The 14,189-nt window shown below is 63.7% G+C and carries 12 protein-coding genes; 3 read left to right on the top strand and 9 right to left on the bottom strand.

The genetic code is table 11. The features are described 5' to 3' along the window. Window positions 1–56 precede the first annotated feature (56 nt). Complete coding sequence (locus BN1121_RS14955; RefSeq protein ID WP_043598022.1) at window positions 57–2,027, top strand: SDR family oxidoreductase; 1,971 nt, start codon at window positions 57–59, stop codon at window positions 2,025–2,027. A gap of 38 nt (window positions 2,028–2,065) precedes the next feature. On the opposite strand, the gene BN1121_RS14950 is transcribed toward BN1121_RS14955, so the two are convergent. From BN1121_RS14950 to BN1121_RS14925, 6 genes are read right to left on the bottom strand one after another with little or no spacing between them, the layout of a single operon-like run. Next, on the bottom strand, window positions 2,066–2,974 hold the full coding sequence (locus BN1121_RS14950) for an esterase/lipase family protein (RefSeq protein WP_082038248.1): 909 nt from the start codon (window positions 2,972–2,974) through the stop codon (window positions 2,066–2,068). Further along, window positions 2,971–4,461, bottom strand: a complete 1,491-nt coding sequence (locus BN1121_RS14945) for a SpoIIE family protein phosphatase (protein WP_043598021.1) — start codon at window positions 4,459–4,461, stop codon at window positions 2,971–2,973. The genes BN1121_RS14950 and BN1121_RS14945 overlap by 4 nt, the downstream gene beginning before the upstream one ends. 1 nt (window position 4,462) lies before the next feature. Continuing rightward, complete coding sequence (locus tag BN1121_RS14940; RefSeq protein ID WP_005364172.1) at window positions 4,463–5,134, bottom strand: CpsD/CapB family tyrosine-protein kinase; 672 nt, start codon at window positions 5,132–5,134, stop codon at window positions 4,463–4,465. Then, complete coding sequence (locus BN1121_RS14935; RefSeq protein ID WP_043598019.1) at window positions 5,134–7,236, bottom strand: SLBB domain-containing protein; 2,103 nt, start codon at window positions 7,234–7,236, stop codon at window positions 5,134–5,136. Before BN1121_RS14935 ends, BN1121_RS14940 begins: the two co-directional genes overlap by 1 nt. Window positions 7,237–7,253: 17 nt before the next feature. After that, on the bottom strand, window positions 7,254–7,679 hold the full coding sequence (locus BN1121_RS14930; RefSeq protein ID WP_043158230.1) for a hypothetical protein: 426 nt from the start codon (window positions 7,677–7,679) through the stop codon (window positions 7,254–7,256). Continuing rightward, complete coding sequence (locus tag BN1121_RS14925; RefSeq protein ID WP_005362337.1) at window positions 7,676–8,020, bottom strand: STAS domain-containing protein; 345 nt, start codon at window positions 8,018–8,020, stop codon at window positions 7,676–7,678. The genes BN1121_RS14930 and BN1121_RS14925 overlap by 4 nt, the downstream gene beginning before the upstream one ends. Window positions 8,021–8,263: 243 nt before the next feature. Between BN1121_RS14925 and BN1121_RS14920 the strand changes: the two genes are divergently transcribed. Continuing rightward, complete coding sequence (locus BN1121_RS14920) at window positions 8,264–8,752, top strand: putative pterin-binding protein (RefSeq protein WP_005362340.1); 489 nt, start codon at window positions 8,264–8,266, stop codon at window positions 8,750–8,752. A gap of 3 nt (window positions 8,753–8,755) precedes the next feature. Continuing rightward, complete coding sequence (locus tag BN1121_RS14915) at window positions 8,756–10,927, top strand: response regulator (RefSeq protein ID WP_043158232.1); 2,172 nt, start codon at window positions 8,756–8,758, stop codon at window positions 10,925–10,927. 307 nt (window positions 10,928–11,234) lie between these two features. Here BN1121_RS14915 and BN1121_RS14910 read toward each other — a convergent pair whose 3' ends face one another. The 3 genes from BN1121_RS14910 to BN1121_RS14900 are packed head-to-tail and all read right to left on the bottom strand — an operon-like array spanning window position 11,235 to window position 14,142. Further along, on the bottom strand, window positions 11,235–11,870 hold the full coding sequence (locus BN1121_RS14910; RefSeq protein WP_005362347.1) for a sugar transferase: 636 nt from the start codon (window positions 11,868–11,870) through the stop codon (window positions 11,235–11,237). Beyond that, complete coding sequence (locus BN1121_RS14905) at window positions 11,867–13,051, bottom strand: glycosyltransferase (RefSeq protein WP_005362348.1); 1,185 nt, start codon at window positions 13,049–13,051, stop codon at window positions 11,867–11,869. Before BN1121_RS14905 ends, BN1121_RS14910 begins: the two co-directional genes overlap by 4 nt. Next, window positions 13,048–14,142, bottom strand: a complete 1,095-nt coding sequence (locus BN1121_RS14900) for a glycosyltransferase (RefSeq protein ID WP_043598081.1) — start codon at window positions 14,140–14,142, stop codon at window positions 13,048–13,050. The genes BN1121_RS14905 and BN1121_RS14900 overlap by 4 nt, the downstream gene beginning before the upstream one ends. Window positions 14,143–14,189: the final 47 nt, after the last annotated feature.

Here is a 14,189-nt window from a genome sequence, read left to right as displayed (position 1 = left end):
TCATGTTATATCTAGCCAAGTAACGCCTTACTCAGTACGCCATGGATGTTTGCCATATGGAATATTTCATTACCGGTGGGAGCGGCTTTATCGGCCGCCGTTTGATAAAAAAACTGCTTGAGCGTGGCGAAAGCAGAGTTTATTTCTTGATGCGTGAACAACACAGGGAAAAGCTGGAAGAACTCTACCATTTTTGGCAGGTTGACGAGCAGCGCGCCATTCCTGTATTCGGCGATCTCACCGCCCCCATGTTGGGGGTCTCTTCGTCACAGCTCGAATCGATGCGCGGTCGGGTCGACCACTTTTTCCATTTAGCCGCTATTTATGATCTCAATGCATCGGCAGAGGTTCAGGAGCGGGTCAACGTGGAGGGCACCCGCCAGGCGCTGCTGCTGGCCGAGTCGTTGCAGGGCTGCCGTTTCCATCACTGCAGCTCGATCGCGGCGGCCGGTCTCTTTGATGGGCTGTTCCGGGAAGACATGTTCGATGAAGCCGAACATCTGGACATGCCCTACTTCAAGACCAAGCACGATGCCGAAGGGCTGGTACGCACCCACAGCACCCTGGCTTGGCGTATCTATCGCCCGGCTATTGTCGTCGGGGACTCCCAGACCGGCGAGATGGACAAGGTCGACGGCCCCTATTACTTCTTCAAGATGATCCAGAAGTTGCGTCGTATGCTGCCCCCCTGGATGCCGGCTCTGGGCATAGAGGGCGGTCGCATCAACGTGGTACCGGTCGATTTCGTTGTCAATGCCATGGACTATCTGGCCCATCTGGAAGGGGAGGATGGCAAGTGTTTCCACCTGACCGACCCGAACCCCATGCGCGTCGGAGACATGCTGGCCACCTTCTCCCGGGCCGCCCATGCCCCGGAGCCGGCCATTCGCATCAACGCCAGCCTCTTTAACGTGATCCCGCGCCATCTGATGACCATGGTGATGGCCCTCACCCCGGTGCGCCGCATTCGCGATGCGGCCATCGAGGATCTGGGATTACCCAAGGACATCTTCCGGCTCATCAGCTATCCAACCCGTTTCGACAGTCGTGAGACCCTGCGCGCCCTCAAGGGAAGTGGCATCGAGGTCCCGCCGCTGCACAGCTACGCCTGGCGTCTGTGGGACTACTGGGAGCGGCATCTCGATCCGGATCTCTTCATCGACCGCACCCTGCGCGGCCGCGTCGAGGGCAAGGTGGTGCTCATCACCGGCGCCACGTCGGGAATTGGCAAGGCGGCCGCCCGTCGCCTGCTCGAGGCCGGTGCCACCGTGGTGACCATCGCTCGCGATCCGGTCAAGATTGCCGAGACCCAGGCCGAGTTCGCCGAGGCAGGCTATACCCTGCACGCCTATCAGGGGGATATCGCCAATCTCGACGAGGCGAGCACCGTCACGGCGCAGATCCTGGCCGATCACGGCCCGGTCGAGGTGCTGATCAACAACGCGGGGCGCTCCATCCGTCGCTCCATCGAGGACTCCTTCGATCGCTTCCACGATCTGGAGCGCACCATGCAGCTCAACTACTTCGGTGCCCTCAAGGTCATCATGGGGGTGCTACCCACCATGGCGGAGCGCAAGCGCGGCCACATCATCAACATCTCGTCGATCGGTGTGCTCACCAATGCCCCGCGCTTCTCGGCCTATGTCTCGTCCAAGGCCGCACTGGATGCCTGGGTGCGAACCGCCGCCTCCGAGTTTGCCGACAAGGGGGTCAACTTCTCCATCATTAACATGCCGCTGGTGAAGACGCCCATGGTGGCACCGACCAAGGTCTATGAGCAGGTGCCCATGCTCACGGCGGAAGAGGCCGCGGACATGGTGTGCGACACCATCATCAACAAGCATGTGCGTCTGGCGACCCGTCTGGGCGTCTTCGGACAGCTGGTTCATGCGGTGGCCCCGCGGGTGGCGCAGGTGATCATGAACACCAGCTTTCGCACCTTCTCGGAGCCCAAGGATGGAGATCGCTCCAAGGCGAGCGCCGACCAGGCCGCCATCTCGACCCTGATCAAGGGCATCCACTTCTAGGGGGGAGGTGATGTCGCTATGCTGCAGAGGGCCTGATTTCAGGCCCTCTCTTTTTGCGTCTCTTCGTGGTGTTCGGCCAGGCACTGCTCGATGAGCGGGACCAGGGAGGGGAGATAGAGCAGGCTCAGGTGGCCCACCCCCGGAAGGGGGAGATCCTCAAGCCCCGTCATCCGCTGGCGATCCTGAGGCATGACAAAGTTGTCATGGGTGGTTCGCACCGAGACGCCGGCGACGGCGATCGGCATGGCCGCAAAGCGCTGCAACCAACCCGACCCAGGCTCCATCTCGCGGGCGTTGTCTCCAATTCCCAGGTTGGCCAGCTCGCTGCCCTGATGGGGGGTCGCCAGGGTGATGAGGCGAGCGACCTTGCCGGCCCCATGCAAGGCGAGATAGTCGCGGCACACCAACCCCCCCATGCTATGACCGATGAGCACCACCCGAGCGGCACCGGTGGCGATAAGCACGGCATCGATGCGCCGCGCCAGTTGGGGAACCATGTCATCGATATGACCAAATGGGGGGGTCAGCGAGAGGGTGGCCACCACGTGACCGCGTTGCTCCAACCGGCGCACCAGAGGCAGCCAGATCCCGCGGTTACAGCCATAACCGTGCACCAGTAGCAGTGGACGTGGGCTGGCCGCCAGTCGATCGCGCCTCATCAAGGGCTGTTCAAAGGGAATGAGCCAGTTAAAGGTGAGGATATAGGCGTAGATCTCAAACCCTATCATCCACAGCCATCCCCCCACCCCGAGTGACGGCGCCGGCGAGGCAAAAAAGCGGGAGAACCCCCAGGTGGCCAGCACCACCATGACCCTCAGCACCAGTTGCACCAGGAGCACAAAGAGCACGCTGCCTGCCAGACCCAGGCCAAAGAGCAGGTGCCCCAAGGCACCGAACATCACCACTTCGACCAGCAGCAACAGCTGCGTCTGCCGGTTTATCGTCACAGGCTTGCCTCCAGTAAAATGAGGGTCATGTCATCTTCGGGCCCATCGGGATGACGCCCATCAAACCAGGCCAGCAGGTCGTCGGCCGCCTGCTCGAGGGGAAGTGAGGCGGTCCTGGCCAACACCTGGGCCAGGCACTCCTCGACGCCGGTACGCGACTCCACCAGGCCATCGGTCAACAGCAAGAGGCGCTCGCCCGCCTTTAGTTGAACCTGCCATTCCTGATAACCGCCCTGCGCCAGCAAGCCGGGCAGAGGCCCCACTTCCCCCTCGGGCGTCGCCCCTGCGGCGGAGATCCGCCAGGGGAGGGGATGGCCGGCACTGGCGAAGCGACAATGGCCTTCTGGCTCGAGCTTTATCACCATACCGGTAATGAGGGCGGCCCCCAGGGTGGGATCATGGCGCACCACGCCAGAGAGATGCTCCAGCAGTGCGGCCGGCGGCTGCGCGCCCTGAGCGAGGAGCAATCCACGCAGATAGCCCGCGTAGGCATGGGCAAAAAACTTGGCCACCTCATCGTGCCCCATCACATCCCCCAGCCAGAGCAAGGGGCCGCGACTGAGTAGCAGATCGCCGCCACCACGCGAGGCATTACGGGTGCGAAGGGCGCCACGCCAGCCGATCGGCAGGGGCTCCAGCTCGGGTCTGAGCGCCGCCGTGAAGCGGCGATCCAGGGTATCGCCCCACTGCTGTTGCAGCTGATTGGCTCGCTTTAGCACCCGATCCACGGTGCGCAGCAGGGTCCTCTTGTCCACCGGCTTGGCCAGAAGATCATCGATCCCCAGGGCACTGACCCTGGTCTGGGTCTCTTCATCCTGATGGGCCGTGAGGAAGACAAAGGGGATGACGCCGGTCGCGGCGTCTCGCATCAGGCGGCGGCGAAAGGCGATCCCGTCGGTGCCTTCCATCTCAATATCTGACAGCACCAGATCCACCCTGCGCGCCGCGCCTGCCGCCGGGGCGATGAGGCTCAGGGCCACCTCGGTCGAGGCGACCGAGATCACCTGATAGTGCTCCTTGAGGTAACACTCGAGCAGCACCCGGGTTGCGCGGTCGTCATCGATGACCAGCAGGGTGGGGCGCACCGCAGCCAGGGCGCCGGCGCGTCTGAGCGTCAGCAGATTGAGGCCATCCCGGGTTGTGCTAGATAGCTCATCGAACAGGGTCGACAGCAGCAGCAGACCATAGCCCCCCTCGGCTACCCCGGGGTGACTGACCGGACCGATCGGCGCCGGAGCCCCACCGTCATCGAGCAGCTCCAGGCGCATCTCGTCACCTTGCTGGCGCAGGCAGAGGATGAGCCGGGTCGCCTCAGGTCGGGTGTGGCGAACCACGTTGGTGGCGGCCTCGGAGAGCCCCAGCAACCAGCGATCCTGCTCACGACTCTCCAGCCCCAGCTGCTCGAGACGCAGCAAGAGGCCACGGCGCAAGGCTCTTACCCCTTCCAGGGTGGCGGGCTCCGTCAGCTCAAGCAGGGGTCTGTCCATCTTAAAACGACACGTTGAGCAGAGGCGTTCGGCGCAGCCACCCTTCGAGCCAGCGCAGGGGGAGCCAGCGACGCCAGGGGGCCAGGGCCGCGAGCACCTGATCGCGCAGGGCCGGCGTGTGGCGATCGTTGTAGACACAACCCAGCAGCTTCGCCTCTCTGGTTCGCAGGCGAGCCACCGCCGCCTCCACCTGATGCGCCGGTGTCACGCCGCACAGCACCACCATCACGCAGGCCTCACACAGGGCACAGATCTGCTCGGCCGGGAGATTGCCATGATTGACCGCATTGAGCGGCGAGGTGTCGACCAGTACCACGTCATAGTCGTTTAACCAGCCGCTGAGCAGGCCCTCGATGGCCTCACGGCGGCGAAAGGGAAGCAGGATCTGGCTGGGGGCCGGCATCAGGGAGAGTCGCTCCTCTTGCAGCAGCGGAGTGGGCGGTGCATCCGGGGTCCAAGGGAGGGGACGCTCGCTCAGCCCGTGGTGGTGCAGATCGAAATCCACCAGCAGGGTCCGCAAGCCATCCAGGGCGGCGCGGCGGGCCAGAGCCCGACACAGGCTGGTGCTGCCCTCACCGCCACAGGCGGAGGTGACCGCCAGCGTGCGAACGCCGCTCGAGAGCGTGGCGGCGTAGATCCGCTCAATCTCGAGATAGTGAACCGGTATGCCCATCACAATCCCCCTATCAGCACGGCCACCGACAAGGTGGTGGCGATGTCACGCATGCCATCCATGAAAATGGCCCAACTGCTGCTCTTGGCGTCGGGAATGAAGACGGTGTCCCCGGCACGCAGCAGCGGCAACCGGGAGAAGTCGGGCTCCCGGACAAACCCGTCGAGATCGAAGCTGCGCGCCTGATCCCCCTCGGCACTGCTGGCCTGATTGACCACGATGATGTTCTTGATATACGCGGTACTGGTGGGCCCCCCCGCCTCGGCCAGCAGGTCGAGCAGGGTCATGGAGCTGGAGAAACGGTAGCGTCCGGGTCGGGCGATGGCCCCCAACACGCGAACCGTCTCCTCCTTGGGCTCGTCGATCCAGGGGCGATTCTTCTCGGGGACATAGATGGAGTCCCCCACCACGACCCTGGGCAACAGACTCTCGTCGCCGGTCTCGAAGTAGCGGGAGAGATCGAGCCGGGTCACGCGCGCCCGGGTGCCGTCCCGATGGGCGATCCGCACGTTGCGCAGATCTGCATTGACCGTGGGGCCGTCGGCGGCGGAGAGGATATCGAGAAACCCCATCTGATCGTTGAAGGCGTAGCGGCCGGGGGCCCCGACCTGGCCGAAGACATAGATGGAGCTTTGCGGCGATTGGCGCACCCACTGGGACTTGTTGTCGCTGGGATCGGTCGGCAGCTCGGGGATCATGATGGTGTAACCGGCGCGGATCTTCGGCAGTGCTCCCAGATCGCCCCCCTGATGGAGGAAGTGGTCGAGATCAAACAGGCTGGGGTTCGCCCGGCTGCCCTGTTTCTCGAGGATCTGCACCTTGGCGATATCGGCCCGCTCGCTGGGGCCACCGGCATGCGCCAGCAGATCGAGCAGGCTCATCTCATCAGACCATTCGTAGCGACCCGGCAGTCGCACCGCGCCCAGCACCATGACTGCCCGCCCGGGCGCCACCTTGAGCCAGGACTTCTCGTTGATATCGGTCTTCTCGGGGATGAAGATGGCATCCCCGGGCTGCACCTTGGGCAAGGTGGCCGACAGCCCCTCGGTGTAACCCTGCAGGTCAACGCCTTCGACCTGGCCGTTACTGCGCAGCAGGCGGATCTGCCGGCTCTCGGCATAGCGGGTCGGCCCCCCCGCATTGGCGAGGATATCGAGGAAGGTGTCTCCTTCTTTACCCTCATAGGCGCCCGGTTTGAACACCTCACCCATGATGTAGACGGTGCGCGCCCCCCGCTTTATCTGCTCCTCGTCCTTGGGCACGAAGATAGTCGCGCCCGGGGCCAGCTCGGGGAGCAGGGCGCTGTCACCGGAATCGAGATAGGCCTTGAGATCGAACAGCTTGGGCTCACTGCCGTTGATGATGCGAATGCGCTCCACCCCGGCGAAACGGGTGACGCCGCCGGCCCGCATCAGAAGATCGACCACGCTGTTGCCGCTCTTGAAGCTAAAGGCACCGGGGCTGTTCACCTCGCCAAAGACCTTGATCGCCTTCTGCGCATCACCCGCATCGCCCCCCGCCGCCAGGGTGGCCGCATCGAAGTCGATCTGCACGTTACCGATGAGCGGGGAGGCGGGTACGAACACCACATCCAGCGAGGCGAGGGGCGGGAGCAAGGCCAGATCGCCGCTGTCGAGGTAGCGCTTGTAATCGAAGCTCATCACCTCCTGACCACGCCGCACCTGCATGTTGTTGAGCTGGGCCCCCGGCACCAGACCGCCGGCGGCCTCGATGGCCAGCTGTACATTGCCATCGGGAGGGAGCTCATAGCTGCCCGGTTTACGCACATACCCCATGACGTTGACCAGCAGGCGCCGCTCGAGCTGGCGAATACGAAGGTTACCGAGATCGCTGAAGGCCTTGCCCAGCTGGGTGCGGATCGCCTCTTCGGCCTGGGGCAGTGACATGCCCGCCAGGGAGAGCTCGCCCACCTCGGGCAGACGGATGCGGCGCTCGCGATCGAGTGAGAAGGGCTGTGCAAAGGCCTCTTCGCCGGGTAGGTCGATCTGCAGGCGATCGCCGGGCTCAAGCAGCGCCGCGGCCTGACCCGGCAGGGCCAGAATGAGACAGACAATGCAGATCAGACGGCGCAGCAGGATCATCGGCGTTTTCATCCTTGTTAGCTGGGGGGAGTTGCGGCTCCCCATTCGTTGAGCTTGCGACCGCTCCAGTCACTACATCCCGTCTGCGCCTGCCACCTGGCAAGGCGGGCGCGCTCTCGCTCGATCTGCTGAGCCAGCTCGGCCTGGTGCTGCCAGGCATCGACCCAGAGCCGGCCATGGACTTCGCGCAGCAGGCCGCGGCGAAGATCCATCAAGTGGGCCTGACCCGCGGGAAGGCACGCCTCATAACCGAGAGCCGCCAGAGCGCTCAGGGCCTCGTCGATGCCGGCCTGGCGCCGGTTGAACGTTTGCCACGCATCGCGCTCATACTCGGCTCTGGGGTGGGCGGTGGGCCGCGACTCGGCCATGCCTCCCTCGCCGCCAGGCGGCCAACCGGCACATCCTTGCAACAGCAGTGGCCAGAGCCACAGCAGGCGCATCACGATGCCACCCGGGTACTCTGCTGCAAATAGGCCTTCTGGCTCTCGAAGCAGGGGATCACCTTGCAGATGTGCAGCATCTCCAGCAGATCCTTGGGTTGACCGGGTCCACAGATTAGGGTCAAACGATGCCCGTTCATTATCAAACGTTTATAGAGAAATACCAATGCCCCAATCCCCGAAGAGTCGATAAAGTAGACCTCGCTCAAATCGGCGACCACATCCCCCTCAAACACTGAGAGCTCGTCGAGCACGTTTCTGATCTCGTTGACCGTGACCGCATCGACCTCTTTGTCCAAGACCAGCACCTGGGCCCCGTTGAGTTCATATCGCATGGTGTTCATCGCCACTCCTCCCTGTCGTGGGGCTCTCCCCTCAAACCGGGTTCAGCAAGGAGCGTGCCGCCACGCCAAAAGGCCCGGCTTTTCCGTTTTCTTCCCAAAATGGCAAGGAGATAAGGGGAAGTGCTGTGCAAAATGCAATTTTCCCTCATCAAACTGCACATAAAGCGGGGAAAAAGCACCGCTTGAGGCTGGAATGATTATTGAATGAGGCCCCTTGTCCTTCGATGACATGGAGCCCTCATCATGAAAGTCCTTTCATTGTGTCTGACCCTGATGCTGTCGTTACCCACCCTCGCGCTCGAGGCGCCGACGGGCAAACCCATCCTGGCCATAGAGGGCAAGATCACTCAGACCAATGCCGGTGAGAAGGCGCTGCTCGATGCGGCCATGCTCGATGCCTTGCCCGACTCCGAGATAGTGACCCAGACCCCCTGGTTTGACACGGCGCGCACCTTCAAGGGGCCCACGCTCAAGGCGCTGCTGGCCCTGGTGGGGGCCAAGGGGCAATCGCTCAAGATCACCGCCCTGAACGACTACTCGGTAGTGATCCCGGTGGAGGATGCCGCGCTCTACGGGGTGATCCTCGCTCGCACCATGGATGGCAAGCCGCTCCAGGTGCGTGACAAGGGGCCACTGTTCATGATGTATCCCTACGACCAGGTCACCAAGTTGCGCAGCAAGCTCTACTACGATCGCGCCATCTGGCAGATCGCCACCATCAGGGTTGAATGAACCATGTCGTCGTTGCGGCCCTTTCATCGGCGCACGCTGATCGGAAGCGTGCTGGTGCTGATCCTGGCCATGGTGGGCATTGCTTTGGTCCAGTTTCACCAGCTGCGCGATCTGGAGCGGTACAGCTCCCAGGGCGAAGACAACGTGATGTGGAACTATTTCCAGCTCTATAACGAAGGGTTGCGTCTGCAGTTTGATGTGGAGAGCAAGAGCGATGAGGCGGTGTTGCTGCGCTACAGCATCTTCGTCAGTCGCATCGAGCTCATCTATCAGTCCCGCGATCGCCTCATCATGCAGCACACCCCCGCCTATCAGGCGGCGATACCGGCGCTGCAGCGCTTCGTGGATGAGGCCGACCCCAACATGGAGGAGGAGACCATCTCCCCGCAAACCCGCCGCTGGCTGGGGGAGCAGATGACGGTTCTGCTCCCTCTGCTGCACGACCTGACCCTGGCGATGAACAACCAGTCTTCCGTGTTTGATCAGCAGCGCAAGGAGACGATCAAGGAGCAGATCGTCATCACGGTGAGCATCGCCCTCTTTCAGTTTGGTCTGCTCACCTTCTTCGCCCTGATCGCCTGGCGCCAGTTCCGCCAGGTACACCGTCACCACTATGCCCTGCGCAAACTCAACGAGAAACTGGTGCGGGCCAATCGTGAGGCGGAGGCCGGCAAGCGTGCCAAGAGTACCTTCATCGCCAACATGAGCCATGAGATCCGCACCCCCATGAACGGGGTGATCGGCATGATCTCCCTGCTCGAGGATGAGCTCACCGAGCCCCGCCACGTGAGTTATATGCGCACCGCAAGGGAATCGGCCGAGTACCTGCTGGCCCTGCTCAATGACATCCTGGATCTCTCCAAGCTCGAGGCGGGCAAGATTGAGATCTGCCCGACCCCCTGCGGCCTCGAGCCCATGCTTGAGGAGCTCGGCGAGCTGGTCCGCCCCAACTATGAGAGCAAGGGGCTCAGCTTCTCATGGCACATCGCACCCAATGTGCCGCGCTGGATCCAGGCCGATGGATTACGGGTGCGACAGATCCTGCTCAACCTGCTCTCCAATGCCATCAAGTTCACGGATGAGGGGGAGATCAAGGTGCTGGTGGGGGCCGATCACCAGCTGGGAGAGTGCTGGCAATATCGCATCACGGTGGCCGACACCGGCATCGGAATAAGCCCCCAACAGCTGGCAACCCTGTTCAAGCGCTTCGTGCAGGCCGACCCCTCCATCACCCGCCACTACGGGGGCACCGGCTTGGGGCTCGAGATCTCCCGCTCCCTGGCGCGCCTCATGGGGGGGGAGATCCGGGTCGAGAGCGTACCGGGCCAAGGCAGCCGCTTTACCCTCATCGTCTCGGTGCTGGAGGCCAAACCACAGCCCATCACACCGCGGCCATTACCGGTTGCACGCAAGGTGACGGGGCAACTGGGCCAGGTGCTGCTGGTGGACGACAACCTCACCAATCTGACCGTGTTTGGCATCATGCTGGAGCAGGCGGGATACCTGGTCACCCGGGTCCAGAGTGGCGAGGCGGCCCTCGAGCAGCTGGCGATCGCCCCCTTCGACCTCATTTTGATGGACATACAGATGCCCGGCATCGGCGGGATCGAGGCGACGCGCCGCATCCGGGACGCCGAAGCGCCCTGGTCCTCCCTGCCTATCATCGCCTTGACCGCCGACGCCATGCCCGACGCCGAGCAGCGCTACCTGTCACTGGGGATGAATGCCTACCTCACCAAGCCCCTGCACCGGGATCAGCTGCTGCAGACCCTGGCCAGTCTGCGCCAGCTCCAGCCCGGGCAGCCTGCCTATGGCCAGGTGATGGTGGTCGATGACAATCAGGTCAATCTGAGTGTGGCCGGCGCCATGCTCAATAAACTCGGTTGGGCTGTTTGCGAGGCTCACTCGGGAGAAGAGGCCTATCGCCTCTGCTGTGAACGCCACTTCGATCTGGTGCTGATGGATATCCATATGGCCGATCTCGATGGCCTCGAGACCAGTCGCCGCATCAACACCCTGCCCGAGGGGCAGCGACCGGGCCAGATCCTGGCCCTCACCGCCGACTGTAGCCCCGAGCTGCCCCAAGCCTGCCTCTCCGCCGGCATGATGGGGATCCTCGCCAAACCCGTCACCCGCCAGGCCCTCGAGTCGGCCCTAGAGAAGCTGCACGCCTGACCCAACGCCCGTCAGAAAATACCTTCACCCAGGTCTCCTGCTGTACGTGGCTCACCGCCTGCGCGCACTGCTGTGCCAGCGTGTCATCAAGGGGCGAGACGTCGAAGGCGTGGTTATCCGACACAGGTGCCGTGATAAGAGAGGGTGGGCAGCACCAGCAGAGTTGACGCCCGCTATCCCACTCAGTCAACCGACGCATGGCCCACCATACGATAAGCCTATGCCGGCCCTTAACCAGGAAAGCGTTGCGGGGGAGAACTAACGCGATGAGAGCAAAGCGAAGGGGCGGAGCGCTCCGCCCCCGAGATTAACGACCCTTGAGCCCCACCATCACCATCAGGGTGAGCCAGACGATGGTCAGATCCTGCAGCAACCAGCGCCAGGGGTGGTGCAGCTGGACTATGTAGGCGAGATCGAAGGCGAGCTTGCTGCGCACGCTGGCCAGATCTTCGTCGTAGCCCTGCTTCACCTGGGCCAGGCCGGTGATCCCCGGCTGCACCTCGTAGGTGCGCTCGATAAAGAAGGGGATGGCCCCCTCCAGGCGGTTGGCGATACCGGGCCGCTCGGGACGCGGCCCAATCAGGGACATCTCGCCGCGCAGCACATTGATAAGCTGGGGCAGCTCATCGAGACGGCTGCGGCGCAAGAAGCGGCCCACCCGAGTGATGCGGGGATCTTCCTTTTGGCACCAGACAGGCCCGCTCTGCTGCTCGGCGTCGCTACGCATGGTGCGAAACTTGAGCATGTAAAAGAGGGTGCTGCGATCGGGCAAGGCGGTGCCGATACGCAGCTGGCGAAAGATGACCGGCCCTGGCGAGTCGAGGCGCACGGCCAACGCGATCAGGGGCCAGAGGGGGGCTGTGATCACCAGGCCTGCGGTGGCACCGGCCAGATCCATGCCGCGCTTGAGGCGGCGGGTAAGCAGGGAGAGACTTGTCTTCATCGTGATGACTCCATCTTTTTCCACATGAGAGGACGGCGCAGCAGGTAGCGCACCGCACCGAGACCGTTGTACCAGTGACCGAGCACCAGATAGTGCAGGCTCGCCACCTTGCCCGGCAGCGGCGCACGGGCCAGATGCAGCAGGGCCAGGGTGGTGTAACCGAGCGTCTGCAGCAGGGCCAGGACCAGGTAGAGGGGGTGTACCTGTGCCAGGGTCAGGCTTGCCCCCCAGATAAAGAGCAGGCACCAGGGCATCAGTACCCTGAGCCCCTTGCCGCTGGCGAAGTTAAGCGCCGTCCAGCCATGGCGCGGATGGAGCAAGGGGAGCAGGCGCAGCAGCTGTTGCAAGTTGCCGGCGCCGATCCGCTGGCGGCGGCTGGCCTCCAGCTCGGGATGGGAGACCTCCAGCTCCAGCGCCGGTATCCGCGGCTCATAGCGGGCATGAAACCCTCTGAGCAGCGCCAGGCAGGGGAGCATGAAGTCATCGTTGATGGTATCGCCGGGCAGGGTCGTCACGGCCGAGCGGCGCACCATGTAGCAGGCGCCGTGCGCCCCCAGCATGTCGCCGCGCGTGGCCTCGTCGAGTTTGATGCGGCTCTGATAGTGCCAGTAACGCTCCTCACCGGGCGATCCGGCTTGCCAGAAGCGATAACCGCCGCCCACCACGCCGACGGCGCCATCTTGAAAGTGCGCCACCATCAGCAGCAGGGTATCGGCCGGCAGCAGCGCGGAGAGATCGGTCAGGCAGATAAGTTCGCTGTCACACTGGGCCAGCGCCTCGTTGAGCACCGCCACCTTGCCCCGGTTACGTTCGTGGACTGCCAAGGTCACTGACAAGCCGGCAAACTCGGGCCGGGTCAGCAGCCCCCGGGTGATGGTGGCGCTCTCGTCCGTGCAGCCATCAAAGTGGACTGCCACCCGCAGGCGAGAGGGGGGATAGTCGAGGCAGATAAGGTTATAGAGCTTGGCCTCCATCAGGGCCGCTTCGTTATAGACCGGCATGATGAGGGTCACCGTGGGCAGCGCCACATCCTCGTCACGGTCGCGATAGCCCCGAACCCGGTGGGGCACAGGCGCAGGGGCGGCGCGCCCTTCCCATCGCAGCAGCAGGGGATAACCCAGATGGTGATAGACCACCAGGAAGGCGGCCAGCCACAGGCTCCATGCCAGCAGCGTGTTCATGCCCATTGCTCCTCTATCCGGGGAAAATAGGTGCGGCCATAGGCCGCCACCATGGCCTGCTCGCTGCCATGGTGCAGCACAAAGTGCCGGGGTGCGCCGCCTCTTGGATGCTGCAGGGCTGCCCGCAGCGCCGTGGCCAACGCATGGTCACTGCGCTGTGCGAGCAGATAACCGGTATCGGGGCAGATCGCCTCGGCGCAGCCCCCCACGTCGAAGGCCATGACCGGGGTATTGCAGGATTGGGCCTCGAGCAGGGTCAGGGGCAGCCCCTCGGCCAGGGAGGGCAGCACCATCAGATCGAGCGCCCGATAGAAGTGGGGCATCTGCTCGACCTGACCGAGAAAATGAACTCGATGCGCCAGCCCAAGGTGAACCGCCTGATCGCGCAGTGCATTTTGCAACGATCCATCCCCCGCCAACGCAAGATGCACCTCATCGGGCAACATGAGCAGGGCGCGCAGCAGCAGGGCGTGATCCTTGACGGGCTCGAGCCGGGCCGCGCAGCCGAGCAGGGGCCCATGCAGCGGCAAGGCGAGGCGCTGACGGGCTGAGTGCCGATCGCCCGGGGTGAAGCGGGTGGTGTCGATGCCATTGCGGATCACCGTCGGCTGCGCCCACGGAAACCAGCGCCGCAGCCCTTTGGCCACCTCATCGGCGTCGGCGATCAGGGTCGGGCGCAGCATACGCAGGGCCGTGCCGGCCAGGGCGCGGGCGCGCGGCGAGTCGAGGTACCAGGCGTCGTGCTCTGTGTGGACCAGGCGACACCCCGCCAGCCTAGCGGCCAGGCCGCCATAGAGCAGGGGGCCGAGGTGGTGGGTGTGAACCACAGAGATACGGGCTTGTTTGAACAGCCTGGCCAGCTGCCAGCAGAGGGTGGGGGTGACCCCTTGCCCCTTGTCGGCGAAGTGCAGTTCGCCCGAGCCCAGCGGCAATCGAGACCAGTGGGCAAAGGCGCTGGAGGCATCCCCCTCGAGGGCAATCACATGGGTGGACCAGGGGCTGGCCTGCTGCATGTTGAGCACCATGGTCTCGAGCCCGCCGGGGGCCAAATGTTGCACTATCTGGGCGACTGCCCCTGACGTCGTGACCATCTTGTTCACCCCCAATTGCCATCCTGAGAGCACATCCAGCGAAACTC

This window comes from Aeromonas diversa CDC 2478-85, from assembly GCF_000819805.1.
Taxonomy (GTDB): Bacteria; Pseudomonadota; Gammaproteobacteria; order Enterobacterales; family Aeromonadaceae; genus Aeromonas; species Aeromonas diversa.
The sequence above is the reverse complement of the archived record's forward strand: the minus strand, read 5'-3'. Positions and strand labels throughout refer to the sequence as shown.